Annotated in this window: 14 protein-coding genes; 9 read left to right on the top strand and 5 right to left on the bottom strand. The window is 62.6% G+C overall.

What is annotated here, in order from left to right:
• The first annotated feature begins 62 nt into the window (after positions 1-62).
• Together EJ067_RS31880 and EJ067_RS31875 are read left to right on the top strand one after the other, a co-directional pair.
• Entirely contained in the window at positions 63-473 is a 411-nt protein-coding gene (locus EJ067_RS31880; protein ID WP_126089050.1) for an MAPEG family protein, read from the top strand.
• Positions 474-522: 49 nt separating this feature from the next.
• The gene (locus EJ067_RS31875) at positions 523-1,728 is read left to right on the top strand and encodes a DUF2865 domain-containing protein (RefSeq protein WP_126089049.1); all 1,206 of its coding nucleotides are present in this window, start codon (positions 523-525) and stop codon (positions 1,726-1,728) included.
• Here the strand turns inward: EJ067_RS31875 and EJ067_RS31870 are convergent.
• Complete coding sequence (locus EJ067_RS31870) at positions 1,646-3,019, bottom strand: glutamate--tRNA ligase (protein WP_126089048.1); 1,374 nt, start codon at positions 3,017-3,019, stop codon at positions 1,646-1,648. The two genes, EJ067_RS31875 and EJ067_RS31870, sit on opposite strands and share 83 nt — an antisense overlap.
• A gap of 721 nt (positions 3,020-3,740) precedes the next feature.
• On the opposite strand from EJ067_RS31870, the gene EJ067_RS31865 reads away from it, so the two are divergent.
• From EJ067_RS31865 to EJ067_RS31850, 4 genes are all read left to right on the top strand, one after another.
• Positions 3,741-7,532 (top strand): vitamin B12-dependent ribonucleotide reductase, encoded by a 3,792-nt coding sequence (locus tag EJ067_RS31865; RefSeq protein WP_126089047.1) that lies wholly within the window; start codon positions 3,741-3,743, stop codon positions 7,530-7,532.
• A 90-nt stretch (positions 7,533-7,622) separates the two neighbouring features.
• Positions 7,623-7,988: a hypothetical protein gene (locus tag EJ067_RS31860; RefSeq protein WP_126089046.1), complete on the top strand. Its 366-nt coding sequence runs from the start codon at positions 7,623-7,625 to the stop codon at positions 7,986-7,988.
• Entirely contained in the window at positions 7,985-8,608 is a 624-nt protein-coding gene (locus EJ067_RS31855) for an ImmA/IrrE family metallo-endopeptidase (protein WP_126089045.1), read from the top strand. Before EJ067_RS31860 ends, EJ067_RS31855 begins: the two co-directional genes overlap by 4 nt.
• Before the next feature lie 389 nt (positions 8,609-8,997).
• Positions 8,998-9,369: a VOC family protein gene (locus EJ067_RS31850; RefSeq protein ID WP_126089823.1), complete on the top strand. Its 372-nt coding sequence runs from the start codon at positions 8,998-9,000 to the stop codon at positions 9,367-9,369.
• Between the two features lie 35 nt (positions 9,370-9,404).
• Here EJ067_RS31850 and EJ067_RS31845 read toward each other — a convergent pair whose 3' ends face one another.
• Positions 9,405-10,499, bottom strand: a complete 1,095-nt coding sequence (locus tag EJ067_RS31845; protein WP_245468096.1) for an ISAs1 family transposase — start codon at positions 10,497-10,499, stop codon at positions 9,405-9,407.
• Positions 10,500-10,926: 427 nt separating this feature from the next.
• On the opposite strand from EJ067_RS31845, the gene EJ067_RS31840 reads away from it, so the two are divergent.
• Both EJ067_RS31840 and EJ067_RS31835 read left to right on the top strand, forming a co-directional pair.
• Entirely contained in the window at positions 10,927-11,157 is a 231-nt protein-coding gene (locus tag EJ067_RS31840) for a hypothetical protein (protein WP_126089822.1), read from the top strand.
• Between the two features lie 309 nt (positions 11,158-11,466).
• On the top strand, positions 11,467-12,381 hold the full coding sequence (locus EJ067_RS31835; RefSeq protein WP_126089044.1) for a complex I NDUFA9 subunit family protein: 915 nt from the start codon (positions 11,467-11,469) through the stop codon (positions 12,379-12,381).
• A 340-nt stretch (positions 12,382-12,721) separates the two neighbouring features.
• Here the strand turns inward: EJ067_RS31835 and EJ067_RS31830 are convergent, their stop codons facing one another.
• Complete coding sequence (locus EJ067_RS31830; protein WP_126089043.1) at positions 12,722-13,192, bottom strand: YbhB/YbcL family Raf kinase inhibitor-like protein; 471 nt, start codon at positions 13,190-13,192, stop codon at positions 12,722-12,724.
• Positions 13,193-13,532: 340 nt separating this feature from the next.
• On the opposite strand from EJ067_RS31830, the gene EJ067_RS31825 reads away from it, so the two are divergent.
• A complete protein-coding gene (locus EJ067_RS31825; RefSeq protein WP_126089042.1) occupies positions 13,533-13,985 on the top strand; it encodes a pyridoxamine 5'-phosphate oxidase family protein in 453 nt (150 codons plus the stop codon).
• Positions 13,986-14,006: 21 nt separating this feature from the next.
• On the opposite strand, the gene EJ067_RS31820 is transcribed toward EJ067_RS31825, so the two are convergent.
• Both EJ067_RS31820 and EJ067_RS31815 read right to left on the bottom strand, forming a co-directional pair.
• Positions 14,007-14,549, bottom strand: a complete 543-nt coding sequence (locus EJ067_RS31820; protein ID WP_126089041.1) for a DUF2314 domain-containing protein — start codon at positions 14,547-14,549, stop codon at positions 14,007-14,009.
• Between the two features lie 334 nt (positions 14,550-14,883).
• Positions 14,884-16,023 carry a GH25 family lysozyme gene (locus tag EJ067_RS31815; protein WP_126089040.1) on the bottom strand — a complete coding sequence of 380 codons (1,140 nt, stop codon included), beginning with the start codon at positions 16,021-16,023 and terminating at the stop codon, positions 14,884-14,886.
• Positions 16,024-16,232: the final 209 nt, after the last annotated feature.

Raw genomic sequence — 16,232 nt, 5'->3', positions numbered from 1 at the left:
TCCGTCAAACCCGACCGCATTTCGACGTGCGAAACGACCATTGGCGCAGGTGCGAGGGTAGAATGAGCTTCGAACTAGCCATGCTCGCCGCAAGTTGCGTGCTCTGTTTCATTCACATAGTCCTCGCCTCGCATTCGGCGAGCTTCCAGCGAGGTTACCGCTGGACGGCCAGCGCCCGAGACGCCGAACTCCCTCCGCTCACTGGGCTGGCAGGGCGCCTGGAAAGGGCACTGCGAAACTTCGTCGAGACATTTCCGGTGTTCGTGGCGGCGGTTTTTCTTGTCCACGCGACTGGCCACGAGACCGTGCTCAGCAAGTGGGGAGCCGGACTCTATTTTTCGGCCAGGCTGGTCTATCTTCCGCTCTATGCATTCGGCGTTCCACTGCTCCGCTCGCTCGTTTGGAACGTAGCGTTTGTTGGAATCGCTATGCTTTTGCTAGCATCGGTTTGGCCTCTACTAGGGAACAGTTAACCACGAACGCGGTAGTCTTCCGACCACGGGCAATCGGGATTCCAGGCGGATGAAGGGGTTGAAGCTGACGCACCTCGCGGCGCTGCTTGCAGCGTTCGCGGCGTCGGCTGTCGCAGTGACCGAGCCGCAAGCAGCCTCCCGCACGTGCCGCCAACTTGAAGCCGAACTCGCCGCCGCAAGCGGCGGTGGCGGCGGCCCGGGCCTGATCCGCAAATATGACGACGCGATCGCCCGCCAGCGCGAGCAGCTGGCGAAGGCGCGCGGCCGCGCCAGCGATGCCAATTGCGGCTTCACGCTGTTTTCGCGCAATGTCGGCCAATGCGCGGCGATCAATGCCTCGATAGAGCGCATGAAGGCCAACCTCGACACCTTGCAGGCCAAGCGCGAGCGGCTGGCCGGCGGCGGCACCCGGCGCGACCGCAGCCGCATCCTTGCGGCGCTCGACGCCAATGGCTGCCGCGACGAGGAGATCGCGCCGCGCCGCGCTCCCATCCAGGAGGCCGCCCGCGACGGCGGCAACGGCAATCTCTTCGAACAGCTTTTCGGCCGCGGTCAGGATACCGAGCCCCTCGACGCGCCCGACGGATCGGAGGTGCCGTCCGACGATCCCAGCGTGCGCAACTTCCGCCGGATCATCAACCAGCCGGACGGCATGGACCTGCCGAACGGCGAGTTCCACACGATTTGCGTGCGCACTTGCGACGGCTATTTCTTCCCGATGTCGAACGCCGCCTCCTACGGCGATTTCGAACGCGACCAGAAGAATTGCGAATCGAGCTGCCCCGGCACCGAGATGCAGGTGTTCTACAAGCAGGGCATGGATGACGATGCCGACAATATGACGTCTTCGGTGACCGGCCAACCCTACAGCGAGTTGCCGACTGCCTATCTCTACAAGCAGGCCAACTACTCGCGGCCGCCGCAATGCGGCTGCAACGCCCAGGCCGGCAATTTCTCGATCATCGCCGGCACTCCGCCCAATCCGGAACAGTCGCAACCGGACGGCGGGGCCACGCCCTTCGTCCCGGTGCCGGCCGCCAAACCCGATCCTGGCGCCGACCCCGAAACGCTCGCCAATGCCGAAGGCGGGCTCGACCGCGCGGGGATCAAGCGCCTGACCGCCAAGGTGCCGGTGTCGCCGGTATCGGCGTTGCCGCCGGAACAGCGCAAGGTCAGGGTCGTCGGGCCAGCGTTCCTTCCCGACCCATCAGCGGCAATAGATCTGAAAGCTCAGGCCCCGAAGTCCGCCCGGTAAGTGCCAGCCGCAGCGGCATGAACAGCGGCTTGCCCTTGCGGCCGGTCGCTTCCTTGATCTTGCCGGTCCAGTCCTTCCAGACGGTGCCGTTCCACGGCTCCTCGGGCAGGAGATCGAACGCCTGGTGGAGGAAGTCGCGATCCTCGCCGGAAAACTCCGCCGGCTCCTGCGGCCCGTCGCTCAGGATTCGCCACCAGGCGACAGCGTCCGACAAACGGTCGATGTTGCCGCGTACCGCCTGCCAGAAGGGCTCGGCGCTGTCGCCGGAAATGCCGAGCACGATCAGCCGGTCGCGCGCCTCCTCGAACGGCATTTGATGCATGAGCGTCCGGTTGAGCACGAACAGCTCGTCGGGGTCGAACTTGGCGGCGGACTTGGATGTCGCCGCCGGGTCGAAATGCCCGGCGAGCTCATTGAGGTCATGCACGGCCGTAACGTTCTCCGACGTGCCGACGAGCACGGCGAGCGAGGCGACCGCCATCGGCTCGATGCCGTCCCCGCGCAGGCTTTCGATGGACAGCGCGCCGGTGCGCTTCGACAGCCCCTCGCCCGAGACAGTGGTCAAGAGATTGTGGTGGCCGAACACCGGCGGCTCGGCGCCCAGCGCCTGGAACAACGCGATCTGCACGCCGGTGTTGGTGACGTGGTCATCGCCGCGGATGACATGGGTGACGCCCATCCCGATGTCGTCGACCACCGAAGGCAGCGTGTAGAGATAGCTGCCGTCCTCGCGCACCAGCACCGGATCCGACAGCGAGGCGAGATCTACGGTCTCCTCGCCGCGCACCAGGTCGTTCCAGTGTACCTCGGTCCGCTCCGGCTGCAGCGGATCGCCGGTGAAGTTCGGCAACAGGAAGCGCCAATGCGGCCGGCGCCCGTCGGATTCGTATTCGGCCACCTGGTCCGGCGTCAGCGTCAGCGCCTCACGGCCATAGACCGGCGGCAGGCCGCGCGTGCGCCGCACCTTGCGGCGCAGATCGAGCTCCTCCGGCGTTTCATAGCAGGCATAGAGCACGCGTGCCGCCTTCAGCCGCTCGACCGCCGCATCGTAGATGTCGACGCGGCGCGATTGATATTCGGTAACATCCGGGAAGACGCCCAGCCAATGCAGGTCATACAGGATGGAATCGGCGAATTCCTGGGTCGAGCGGGCAACGTCGGTGTCGTCGAAGCGCTGGATGTAGCGGCCCTTGTTGTTCATGGCGAACAGCCAGTTGAACAGCGCGGTGCGCGCGTTGCCGATATGGATGCGGCCGGTTGGGGATGGGGCGAAACGAACGGTAACTGTCATGAGCGGGGCGTAACGAATGCTTTTAGGCTTGACAAGACACGCCCCCGCGCAAGCGCAAGAGATAGTGCAAGCCAGCTAAAATGGAAAGCCGCTCGTCGGGCCCGGCTCCGGGCCACCCGCCGAACCGGTCAGCAACGACCGTCGAATCCAGGCGTTTCGAGGCGCCTTGCTGTCCCCGTTATCCACATATGTGACACACAACATATTGGGGTCACAAAACCTACAAAAACGAATCCTTGACGGGTCAGAACGAGTCGCTTTTTATAGGCCATGCGCTCCTGTTGCGGGCGTGACCGGAGAGTTCAGAGGCCGGTCTTTTTTCCCGGATTTTGTGCGTTTTGCCCGCATTTCCGCCTGTTCACGAGGCCGGCGGGAGCGTTGGGATGTTGGGGCTTGGGTGGGCGAAAGGGAGAATTGTCGGCCTGGAAAAAATGATCTGTTAACACTATATTTAGTGTTTGCAGGCAGGCTCGACCCTAGATAGTGTGAACCTCCCTCGAACGAGGGAATCGACCAAAGTTTCAGTTAGGGACCCGCGGGGTCGGCCTGCAGCCCGGGCAAATGTTCGGGCAAAGCGTTTTGCTGTCTGCACGGCGGAACCCGCGACGAGGAGAATGCCGGCATTGCTCGCGATGCCGGCAAACGGCGGACTGCGCTTTTAGCCATTGGGGCAGAAATCCCTGGGGAAAAGCGCTATATGTAGACAAAAGGGACCGGACCAATGCGCATCGAGCGTCGCTTCACCAAGCCAGACCAAGCAGGCCAAGAAAGGGCAGCTTACGCGGAGATCGAATTCCGGAAGGCCCTGTCGGAGATCAAGAATCCCGATGGCTCGGTGGTGTTCCGCCTGGACAACATCGACGTGCCGGCCCAGTTCAGCCAGGTCGCGGCCGACATCCTGGCCCAGAAATATTTCCGCAAGGCCGGCGTGCCGGCGCGCCTGAAGAAGGTCGAGGAGAACGACGTCCCCTCGTTCCTGTGGCGCTCGGTCGCCGACGAGGCCGAGCTCGCCAAGCTCCCCGAGGCCGATCGCTATGGTTCGGAAACCGATGCCCGCCAGGTCTTCGACCGGCTGTCCGGCACCTGGACCTATTGGGGCTGGAAGGGCGGCTACTTCAAATCGGAGGAAGACGCGCGCGCCTTCCGCGACGAGCTCGCCTATATGCTCGCCACCCAGCGCGTCGCGCCGAACTCGCCTCAGTGGTTCAACACCGGCCTGCATTGGGCCTACGGCATCGACGGTCCGAGCCAGGGCCATTTCTATGTCGATCCCTTCACCGGCAAGCTGACCAAGTCGAAGTCCGCCTACGAGCATCCGCAGCCGCATGCCTGCTTCATCCAGAGCGTGCAGGACGACCTCGTCAACGAGGGCGGCATCATGGACCTGTGGGTGCGTGAGGCGCGCCTGTTCAAATACGGTTCCGGCACCGGCTCGAACTTCTCGATGCTGCGCGGCGAAGGCGAGAAGCTTTCCGGCGGCGGCCGCTCGTCCGGCCTGATGAGCTTCCTCAAGATCGGCGACCGCGCCGCCGGCGCCATCAAGTCGGGCGGCACGACGCGCCGCGCCGCAAAAATGGTCATCGTCGACGCCGACCACCCCGATATCGAGGACTTCATCGACTGGAAGGTCAATGAAGAGCAGAAGGTCGCCTCGCTGGTGACCGGCTCGAAGATCGTCAAGAAGCATCTCGAAGCGATCATGAAGGCCTGCGTCAATTGCGAGGGCCATGATGACGACTGCTTCGACCCGGCTTTAAACACCGCGCTGAAGCGCGAGATCAAGGCGGCCAAGAAGAACTCGGTGCCGGAGAACTACATCTACCGCGTCATCCAGTTCGCCCGCCAGGGCTACACCTCGATGTCGTTCAAGACCTACGACACAGACTGGGATTCGGACGCCTACCTCACCGTCTCCGGCCAGAACTCCAACAACTCGGTGTCGCTGAAGGACAATTTCCTGCGCGCCGTCGAGGCCGATGGCGACTGGCAGCTCACCGCCCGCAAGGACGGCAAGGTGCTGAAGACGCTGAAGGCGCGCGATCTCTGGGAAAAGATCGGCTACGCCGCCTGGGCGTCGGCCGACCCCGGCCTGCACTTCAACACGACGATGAACGACTGGCACACCTGTGCTTCCGCCGGTGCGATCCGGGCCTCCAATCCGTGCTCGGAATACATGTTCCTCGACGACACGGCCTGCAACCTCGCCTCGATCAACTTGCTGCCCTACCGCAAGGCGGACGGCACGATCGACATCGCTGCCTACGAGCACACCGTGCGGCTGTGGACCGTCGTGCTCGAAATCTCGGTGATGATGGCGCAGTTCCCGTCGAAGGAGATCGCCAAGCTCTCCTACGACTACCGCACGCTCGGCCTCGGCTACGCCAATATCGGCGGCCTCTTGATGACCTCGGGCATTCCTTACGACTCCGACGAGGGCCGCGCCATCTGCGCCGCGCTGACCGCGATCATGACCGGCGTCGCCTATTCGACCTCGGCCGAGATGGCTTCCGAGCTCGGCGCCTTCCCGGACTATGACCGCAACGCCCAGAATATGCTGCGCGTCATGCGCAACCATCGCCGCGCCGCCTATGGCGACAAGGACGGCTACGAGAAGCTCGCCGTCAATCCGGTGCCGCTGGTCGCTGCCGACCTGAAGCAGCAGGCGCTGGCCGAGCATGCCCGCGCCGCCTGGGACCGCGCCATCGAGCTCGGCGAGGAGCACGGCTACCGGAACGCGCAGGCGACCGTGATCGCGCCGACCGGCACGATCGGCCTCGTCATGGACTGCGACACCACCGGCATCGAGCCCGACTTCGCGCTGGTGAAATTCAAGAAGCTCGCCGGCGGCGGCTACTTCAAGATCATCAACCGCGCGGTACCGGAAGCGCTCAGGACGCTGGGCTATTCCGAAAGCCAGATCGCCGAGATCGAGGCCTATGCGGTCGGCCACGGCAACCTCAACCAGGCGCCGGGCATCAACCCGTCCTCGCTGAAGGCCAAAGGCTTCACCGACGAGAAGATCACGGCGCTGAACGCGGCGCTGAAGTCGGCCTTCGACATCAAGTTCGTGTTCAACCAGTGGACGCTGGGCGCCGACTGGGTGAAGGAGACGCTCGGCTTCACCGACGAGCAGCTCTCCGACTTCTCCTTCGAGATGCTGCCGGCGCTCGGCTTCAGCAAGAAGGACATCGACGCCGCCAATATCCATGTTTGCGGTGCCATGACGCTGGAAGGCGCGCCGTTCCTGAAGGCCGAGCACCTGCCGGTGTTCGACTGCGCCAGCCCCTGCGGCAAGATCGGCAAGCGCTCGCTCTCGATCCAGAGCCACATCCTGATGATGGCAGCGGCCCAGCCCTTCATCTCGGGCGCCATCTCCAAGACCATCAACATGCCGAACGAGGCGACGGTCGAGGACGCCAAGAACGCCTACATGCTGTCCTGGAAGCTGGCGCTGAAGGCCAACGCGCTCTATCGCGACGGCTCAAAACTGTCGCAGCCGCTCAATGCCTCGCTGCTCGCCGATGACGACGAGGATGAGGACGAGGCGGTCGAGCAGCTGATCGCGGCGCCCGCCGCGCAGCGCGCCGTGCAGGTGACGGAAAAGATCGTCGAGCGCGTGGTCGAACGGCTCTACCGCGACCGCGAGAAGCTGCCGAACCGCCGCAAGGGCTACACGCAGAAGGCCGTGGTCGGCGGCCACAAGGTGTATCTCAGGACCGGCGAGTTCGACGACGGGCGGCTCGGCGAGATCTTCATCGACATGCACAAGGAAGGCGCCGCCTTCCGCGCCATGATGAACAACTTCGCCATCGCGATCTCGCTCGGCCTGCAATACGGCGTGCCGCTCGACGAATATGTCGAGGCCTTCACCTTCACCAAGTTCGAGCCGGCCGGCATGGTGCAGGGCAACGACGCGATCAAGAACGCGACGTCGATCCTCGACTACGTGTTCCGCGAGTTGGCCGTCTCCTATCTCGGCCGCCACGACCTCGCCCATGTCGACCAGTCCGACTTCGACAAGACGGCGCTCGGCCGCGGCATCACCGAAGGCAAGGCGACGCCCTTCTCCAAGGGTCTTTATCGCGGCGCCTCGCCGGTGAAGCTGGTGTCGGGCATCGGCGGCGAGCCCAAGGGCCTTGGCGGCTCCGCCCCGACGACGACCCCTGCCCGCGCCGCGCCGACCGCCTTCGCCGGTTCCAACGTGCTGGCGCTGAAGCCGGCAAGCGACGAGGCGATCGCCTACAAGCGCGACTATGAGGAGCGCGCCAGGGAACTGGCCGAGGAGATGGTGGAAGCGGAAGCCGAGGCCGCCGGCGGCGCCGAAGCGCTCTTCACCGACGCTGCCGCCAACGAAGCGGCCGAGGCCAAGAAGCTCGCCGCGACAAGGCGCCAGCAGTCGCTGCTGCAGGGCTACACCGGCAACGAATGCTCGGAGTGCCACAACTTCACCATGGTGCGGAACGGCACCTGTGAGAAGTGCGATACTTGTGGGGCCACGAGCGGGTGCAGCTGACATCAACAAGCCCCCTACTGCGCTAGCGGCAGGGGGCGTTTTTTTGAGGGAGCGTTTCACCTGCAGGTGAAAAAGAAAGGAAGCGAGAATATGTCCGAAAAAACTCTGACGGCATTTGGGTCCGCATGCCGAGAAATCAGAATGGCGCGAAAGCTGCGGATGATCGATCAAGCAAAGGAATTCAAGTGTTCCCCATCGTTTATCTCTGCTGTTGAAACAGGAGGCAAGCAGGTCCCGGAAGGTTACGTCGACAGTTTTGGCAACTGGCTGAACTTGGACCTTGTCACGAGAAAACACCTACAAGCACTGGCAGATGCTCGCATCAACGTTATTCGATTTACCCCGATCAACAAAGAACGCGCCGCACTGGCAAGAAGATTGTTCAGGAAGATAAATAAGATGTCCCCTGACGAGATTCGAAAACTTGATGCGGATCTTCCTGGAGACGAAAGATGAGCCACGACTATTGCGTGTCTGCAAAGAGCCGTACCGAAATCGAGATATTGGCAGCCGCGTGGCGCCAAGCGCTGCGCATATCCACTACTTGCCAAGCTCCCGACATGGTGAGTGTTCTTGAAAACGAAATGCCGCGGCTGTTTGGCGATTTCGCATTAGTCGTGAAGGAAGATCACGAAATGGACGGTGCCGAAGGATACACCGAATTCGATCCACCGCGGGTGGTTCTATCAGCATCCACGTATCAGTCTGCAGCAACCTTCGGCGGACGCGGCAGATGGACAGCTGCCCACGAGCTAGGGCATCTGGTTCTTCACAAGTCAGCAGTGCCTCTCGATCGGGCTCCTACCCGATATTCCAAAATGAAGGAGCTTCCCGCTTACGCAAGCGCAGAGTGGCAGGCCAACGCGTTTGCCGCGGCGTTTCTGATGCCGGAAACCCTTGTTCGAGACTTCACCGACATTTCGGAAATTATGACGTTCTTCGCCGTGAGTCGAACAGCAGCCGAGAACCGCCTCAAAAATCTTGGAATTTCCGAACCACACATAGTTCCGCCCCAGGTCAGAGCGGCAATCGTACATTTGCAAAACAAAACTGAAATACCAAAGCCGACTCGTTAGAGCCGGCTTTGGATACCGCGAAAGGGCCGGAGCCCACGCGGGGCGAAGAGGTTGATTTCCCTCTCCTGTAGCAAGGTCATTATAGGGGAACGTCTTCCTTGGAGTCGAGGTAGCTTCGGCGCATGACAGCTATGAGGAAACGAAAATGTCAAACAAAGAGCGTAAAACCTTCGACGTCGGCCGCGACTCCAAATCCGGGCAGTTTGTCACAGTCAAAGAGGCTGAACGCCGTCCTAACACGACAACTGTAGAGCGAGTCCCGAAACCCGGATACGGTGACACAAGAAGCGAGCCGTCGCGCAAAAAATAGTCTGCATTGCATTGCTGATGAGCGGTGTTCCACGACACCGTTGAGCACCGCTCACCCAGCTACACCTCTTAGTATGAGCATGATCGATCACATCACCATCGAAGTGAGCGATCTCGACAAGAGCAAGCTCTTCTACGAAAAAGCGTTTGCGCCTTTGGGCTTCAGCCTCGCCTTCGGCAAGGACGGCATCTTCTGGGCCTTCGATGTCGGCGATGGCTGCCTGTTCGAGATCCAGAGCACGGGCGAGAAGCCGCCGCTCACCCATCTGCATGTCGCCTTCCGGGTGAAGAGCAAGGCGGAGGTCGATGCGTTCTACCGGGCGGCACTCGAGGCGGGCGCTGCGGACAACGGTGCGCCCGGCCCGCGTCCGGACTATGCGGAAAATTACTACGCCTGCTTCGTGCTCGATCCCGATGGCTACAACATCGAGGCGATGATCAACGAGGCATAGCGCGCGCCCTCTCCTTCTCCCCTTGTGGGGCAGGGCTATCGCATATGGGTGATGGCCTGGATGAGATAGCCGTCATTCCAAGCGCATTTCTTGATGCGGTGACTGATGGGGACTTTATCGACATCTGCGGCCTGAAGGAGATTTCTGGCGATGCGGTTGAGGAGGGCGGTGTTGGCGGGGGCGTTGTCCTTGCGGGCACGGGATTGATCCTCGTCCAGATGAACATCCAGCATCCAGTGCAGGCCGTTCTCGATCTGCCAATGGGCTCTGGTGAGCTCGAGGGCTTGCTGGGGTGACAGCAAGGTGGAAGCCATGAACAGGCGCGTCAGCGGCTTGGCCTGGTCGCGCCGGCTGGTGATGCGGATGAAGGCTTTGTGGCCGGCCATCAGCGGTTCAGCCGATACCACGACCTCGGCTTGGCGCCATTCGCTGCGGCCATGGCTGGTTTCGGTCCGCTCCGCGACTGCGGGGGCGGTCTCGGCCAGATGGCGATTGGCGTGGCCGACCCAATGGCGACGATTGCCTTTGAGCGCGAGCAGGTAGTCGCCGCCCCGTTCGGTGATGGCCTTTGCCATGCGCGTGTGACAGTGGAGCGCATCGGCTGTGACCAATCGTCCAGTAAGATCAATAAGTTCGATGACTTTGAGGGCGGCCTCGACCTCATTCTCTTCCTCGCCGGGCGAGACCGCCGCCAAACATAGCCGCGTCTCGGCGGCAAAAGCCGACACCGTCAGGGGAGGACTGGCTGCAAGGCCTTTCTCGTAGGCTCGCCGCAGCGCCTTGCCGTCGAGCGAGACCACTTCCTCACACGCCCGCGCGAAGCCCGCGGCAAAGGCGGCAAAGGCACGGCTGAACGCCTCCGGATCGAGCAGCCGCAGCAGCCGCGAGAAGGTATCGTGGCTGGGCGCCACCTCATACGCGATCAACCGCGACAGCGCCTGCTTGCGCTCTTGCGCGAACAACGAGAACTCCGTCGCATTGCTCGCCCCGCACAGGCTCGCCGCGATCATCATCACGATCAAATCGCCAAGCCGATGCGTGGCATTGCCGGCGCGCGGATCGGGTAGCGCGCCGAAATAGCTCTCAAGGCTGGAAATGGCAGTCTCTCCCTCGTTCGACTGCCTGCCCAAAGAATCCCTTCTCAGGCCAACTTCAAGTCCCAAAAAGCCATATGCGATTCCCCTGCCTTGTGGGGTGAGAAGCGGTCCGCGTAGCGGGCGAAAAGCTAACTGCTTGGCTTTTCGAGCTTCGAACGCACGGAGCCTGCGACGGGCCGGGTGGTGGATCGGCGCGTAGCGCCGAGACGGATGAGGGTGTTCCGGCGGAGTGAGACGCTGGCGATCTTGCTGCGCCTCAAGCCGGCAAGGTCTGCGCCAAGCTGGAGCATCCCTCATCCGGCCGCTTCGCGGCCACCTTCTCCCACAAAGGGGAGAAGGGAAGAAGCGGTTTCCGGCCGGCTCATGGAACTCCAGACCGAGAACGCAGTTCACTAGTGCGTGGAATCGCGGGAACTTCAAATTCACCGCATCAGCGAGGAGCGGGAAGCGAATGAACGCGGTGCCGCCGAAGGAAATGGACGTCGTCCTGCAACAACTGCCGCTGAGGATCGGCGCCTATGTGCCCGACGATCTGCTGGAGGACTGGTTCGCACCGGGAACGGGCATGCGGCCCGTCAGCAAGGCAGCGCTTGCTGCCGCTGCCAGCTACGGGCGACGGTTCGAATGCGAATTCAAATACTATCCCGAGAGGATGGAAGGCGTGTTCTGGAAATGGGTTCCAGCGATCTAATTTGAACATGTCTGCGGAGCAAGAGGAGGTTCGCGAGGCAATCGCCTTGGAGCTTGAGCGTCAATCGGAATTCGATCCTTCGAGACTGCGGAAATCGAATTGGACGGAGATCGCCTTATTGCAAACGGCAACATCGACCTGCTGGCACTCGCCAGGCGATCGTCGGCGCCGCGGCGGGCGCGCCTCAAAACATGTCTCCCGAAAGTGGGAACCGGTTTCGGGACAAATGCGTCAAACCAGAAACCTAAAGCGCATGGAGCGATCTGAAAGATCGCGGCGCGCTTTGGGAGCGACGCGCGAGGAGCATCGATGAGGGTAGCTGTGTTCGGCGGGACCGGGTTCCTCGGCCGCAGGATCGTCGAGCGGCTGCTGGACAAGGGCTTTGAAGTGCGGGCAGTGTCCCGCCAAGCGCGGCGGGTAACAGCGGTCGGCTCGGAAGCGAAAGCGCCCGAACAGGTCAAAGCGGATATTCTGGACAGATCATCGATCGGCCCGGCAATTGCCGGATCAGATGCGGTGGTGAACGCGGTCAGCCTCTATGTCGAGCAAGGCGGCTTAACGTTCGAAAGGATGCACGTGACGGCGGCAGCCGACTTGGCGAGCGCCGCTCGGCAAGCCGGGGTCGAACGGCTTGTCCATATCTCCGGGATAGGCGCGGATCCGCGATCCGCATCAAGGTATATCAAGGCACGCGGGCGCGGGGAGGACGCGGTCAGGAACTCGTTTCCCGACACGATTGTCCTGCGCTCGGCCGTCATGATCGGACCGGACGACGCTTTTCTCACGACGCTTGTTCGACTGGTCCGGCTGCTGCCCGTCTATCCGCTGTTCGGCCAGGGAGCTACGCGGCTTCAGCCCGTCTATGTCGGCGACGTCGCCGAAGCGGTGAGCCGCTTGCTCGCCGATCCTAGCCAGGATGTGCCTACGTTCGAGGTCGGCGGTCCTCGTATTTTGCGTTACAGGGAGCTGGTTCGCGAGATCGCCCGAAGGTGCGGCGTTCATCCAATCCTGGTGCCCATGCCGTTCGCCGCCTGGAGCGCCCTGGCGGGAGTAGCGGAATTTCTCCCGACGCCGCCTATCACGCGCAACCAGGTCGATCTCATGCGCCAGGACAACGTGACGACAGGCGGCATGCCGGGGCTGCCGGAACTCGGCATCGAGCCAGGGGACATCGAGCAGGTCATCCGCATGATCGAAGGAAGCGGCATCAAAACAAGGACGTAAAGCGCGTCGCCTGAATCCGTTTCGTCGCGACGTGCTTCAACGCCACCGCTACGCGCGGAACTCTTCTGCCGTCGGCCTGGGAAATGTCGGCTCCTCCGGCGGAATCTCAGGTGGCGCATCCGGCGGGATATCTGGAGGTCCCCTTCCCGGTCCCGGGATGGGATCGGGTGAAGGCGGAGGAACGCCCGGCGGTTCTCCGGGCGGGTTTTCCGGGGGAGCTGGAGGCCGGGAAGGCTCAGGATTGGGATAGCCCGGCATCGGTTCGGGATTGTTCGGATTGTTCATTGCGGGCTCCCGAGTGATGCGGCCGGCGCTGCCTGGCGGGGAAAGCCTTCGTCACTCAGGCGGCATGTTCGTACGTGCCCACGAGTTCCGTCGCCTCGATGGCGTGGCGCCGGGCCTCCTTCCAGATTTCCTTGACTCCGGTCTGGCCTGGAATGCCGAGGCTCGGCACATCGAGAGCCGCCAGCCGGAAATGATAGTGGTGAACTCCGTGCCCGACCGGCGGGGCCGGGCCATCGTAGGAGGCGTTGCCGAAGTCGTTCTTCCCCTGCTGGAGCGCTTCGGTTCCCGGCTTCCCGTCTTCCCCTTCGGCAAGTTGCTCGACGTCGGGCGAAATATTGAACACCGCCCAGTGGCCGAACGTCCCGCGTGGTGCATCGGGGTCGTCCACGACGAGAACCAGGCTCCTGGTCCCGTCAGGGATCCCAGACCATTTCAGAGGCGGGGAGACATTTTCACCATCGCGGGCAAAACGCTCGGGGATGGGATCGCCGTCGGCGAACGCCGGACTTGTCAGTGTCAGTGGCATATTGATCCCTTCCGCTGATGCCGCAAGGCCCATGCCCTGCGACGGCCCACGGACCGGCTTCGATCGCAGCCAAGGTCCTCTTCCGGCTGGACAACACATGCGGTTCGGTCATTCGCCTGATTTTCGGAGAGCGTCTGCCTAGCCGCACGACGTCCCTGGTCGATCATCCAACGAATGCCGCGCCGGATCGTTCCGCAGCGCCAGCGAGTGGCGTCATGTGTTCGTCCTGTCGAACATCGCGGCCAGGGGCGCGTTGCCGCTCATGCGTTGATGCACGTCAAAGCCAAGCTATCCATGATGCGTACTATGGCCGCCTTCAGAATTAATTTTGGAGGCGATGATGGACAAGGAGATCAAAAACAAGATCCAGACACTCTTGGATCAGCATCGGGTCATGACGGTTGCAACGCTGAGGCCGGACGGCTGGCCGCAGGCCACGACGGTCGGCTACGTCAACGAAGGCTTCACCCTCTACTTCCTCTGCGGTCTGGACAGCCAGAAGGCGGCCAACATCGCGCGAGACGATCGTGTTTCATTGACCATCGACCACGACGCGCCGCAAGTGATGGAGATTACCGGGCTCTCCATGGCGGCGCGCGCGCAGCCGGTCACCGACAAGGCCGAGGCCGAGAAGGTTCTGCGGATGCTGCCTGCGAAATATCCGCCGCAAAACTCCCTGCCCGGCCCCATGCCGACGCCGGACGAGGTCCGCATCTTCCGCGTGGTGCCCTCAGTGATTTCCGTGCTCGATTACTCGAAGGGCTTTGGTCACACGGATCTGGTCACCTGCTGAGGGGCATCTCACGTTCCGGCCTCAATCCTTGAACGTGATCCCGTATTTCGCGGCCTTTTCCTTGGGCATGTCGGCGAACGCCTGGCGCACCGTGTAGCCGCCATAGACGTCGCCGCCGTTGCGGATCATCCAGTCCTCGACGTCGGCTTCCGCCACCGTCATGCGGTCGCCCATCTTGTACCGGTTGCCGTTGACCGGTTTATCGGCGAGCAGGCCCACGAAGCGGCCGTCGCTGTAGCCGGTAAGCTGCAGCCAGATATGTTCGGTGGCGCCGTTCTGGGTCAGCGGGAACTTCACCGTGTAGGTGCCGGGCGTGCCGGCGGCCATCAGTTCATGGAAGCGCGGCAGCGTCGAATGGCCCTTCGCCTTGGCGTCCTGCATCGCCTTGTCGCCGGTGTAATAGGCGACGACATTTTCCTTCATCGGGCGCGGCGCCGTCGGTGATGCGCCGGGCGCGGCTTCCGGAATGGCCGCCGGCTTGTTGCTCGGCACATGCCAGAGCGCGTTGAAGAATCCGTAGCCGACAGCGGCTGCAAAAACGATTGCCACGACTGGATTGCGCATCGATCCCTCCGAGCCCGATCACGAACACGTTACCAGAAGGACGTTGCCGCACCGCTAAGGGACAAAGTGAGCAGATGATTAGCGAAATGTTGAAATTGCCGCGATTTCGACCCCGCCGAAACGGCAAATCCCCTGATCCAGATCAAGGCGATGCAGGTCGTCCTGTTGTCTCCTTGGGCATTCTTTCGAGGAGATGGACATGCCCACCGAGACCCTGATCGTCATCGCCGTCGTTCTGGCCTACTTCGCTATCTTCATGGGCGTGCTCGCCTATGCGACCCTCGCTGAATCGCGCCCCAAGCCCCTTAGACAGCCGCGCAAATCCGAAAGCGGATCAATCCGCGTCGGCCACCATCTGCCCGCCGCCCAGCCAGTTGCGCCACTGCCGCTCGTCGCCGTGAAAGACATTAAGGTCGACGCGGCCGCTCACCCCGTGTGACAGGCCGGACCCGGAATACTGCCAGAACAGCCACCTGCGGCCCGGATAGACCTTTGACGGGTGCGCGGCCACCGCGCGCAGCCAGAACGGATAGTCGAGAAAAGCGCCGCGCAGATTGTCGCGATAGAAGTCGGGGCTGGTGTAGATGATGGGCCGCTGGCCGTAGTAGCGCTCCAGCTTGTCCATGAACACCTGCATCTTCTCCAGCACCTTTTCGCGCGAAGGCCGGCGCTTGCAGGAGGAGTCGCCATTCCATTCGACATCGATCACCGGCGGCAGCGCGCCTTGGACCCGCGGCACGTTGCGGATGAACCAGTCGGCCTGCTCGCCGGCGGTGCGGCACCAGTAGAAGAAATGGTAGGCGCCGCGCTTCAGCCCGGCGGCATCGGCGTTGCGCCAGTTCCTCATGAACATCGGATCGAGATGGTCGCCGCCGTCAGTCGCCTTGATGTAGGCGAAATTGGCGCCCTGGGCGCGCAGCTTGCCCCAGTTGATGTTGCCCTGCCAGCGCGAGACGTCGACGCCGTGGACAGCAAGATGCCGGGGCGAGGAGCGGCCGAAATTGATCGGCTTGGCATCACGGAAGGCGTAGCGGGTGACAGGCCCCGCCAGCATCGCGGGCGCCGCGCGCGACAGCCGCTTCGGTGGCGAGACGAGCGCCGCCTCCTGAACCGGCGGCTCGACGCTGTCCGGCAGGTCCGCAGCGGGAAATGCCACGGTCTCTTCCTCGGGCAGGCCGAAAGGACGTGAATTTTCATCGTCCGCACGCGAATTTTCGTCGCCGGGACTCGCATTCTGGCCGTCAAGCAGCGGCGCCGGCGGCCTGAAGCGTGCGGAGCCCGTCATCGAGGCGGTCTCGAGGGTTGTCTCGGTGTCGGCGGTCTTCACGGCCTTGGTCACCGGCGCGCTTGGCCTGACCACGGAGCTGGTCGTCTCGTTGGACGGCATTTGCAAGGCATCGACGCCCGACGTGGACGAGCAGCCGGCAAGGCAAAGCGTTGCGAGCACGAAACTGACGACGCCAAAAATCCGCATCTTGACCTGTACGCAAACAAAACAGACCGAGGGCAGGAACGGCGCCGCCGGAAGCCCCATTCCTAATGAGAAATTACCAACAAAGTTTGAATCAAAATTTACTTTTGGTCCGGCCGGGCGATTCGCGGCCGGCCCTCAGTCGCCGTGAATCCGGAAACCGCGAGGCCCTGATGAATGGCTGCGGGCCTCGCCATAACCGAGGTCCGGAA

It is taken from the genome of Mesorhizobium sp. M1D.F.Ca.ET.043.01.1.1 (genome assembly GCF_003952385.1).
Classification (GTDB): domain Bacteria; phylum Pseudomonadota; class Alphaproteobacteria; order Rhizobiales; family Rhizobiaceae; genus Mesorhizobium.
The sequence above is the reverse complement of the archived record's forward strand: the minus strand, read 5'-3'. Positions and strand labels throughout refer to the sequence as shown.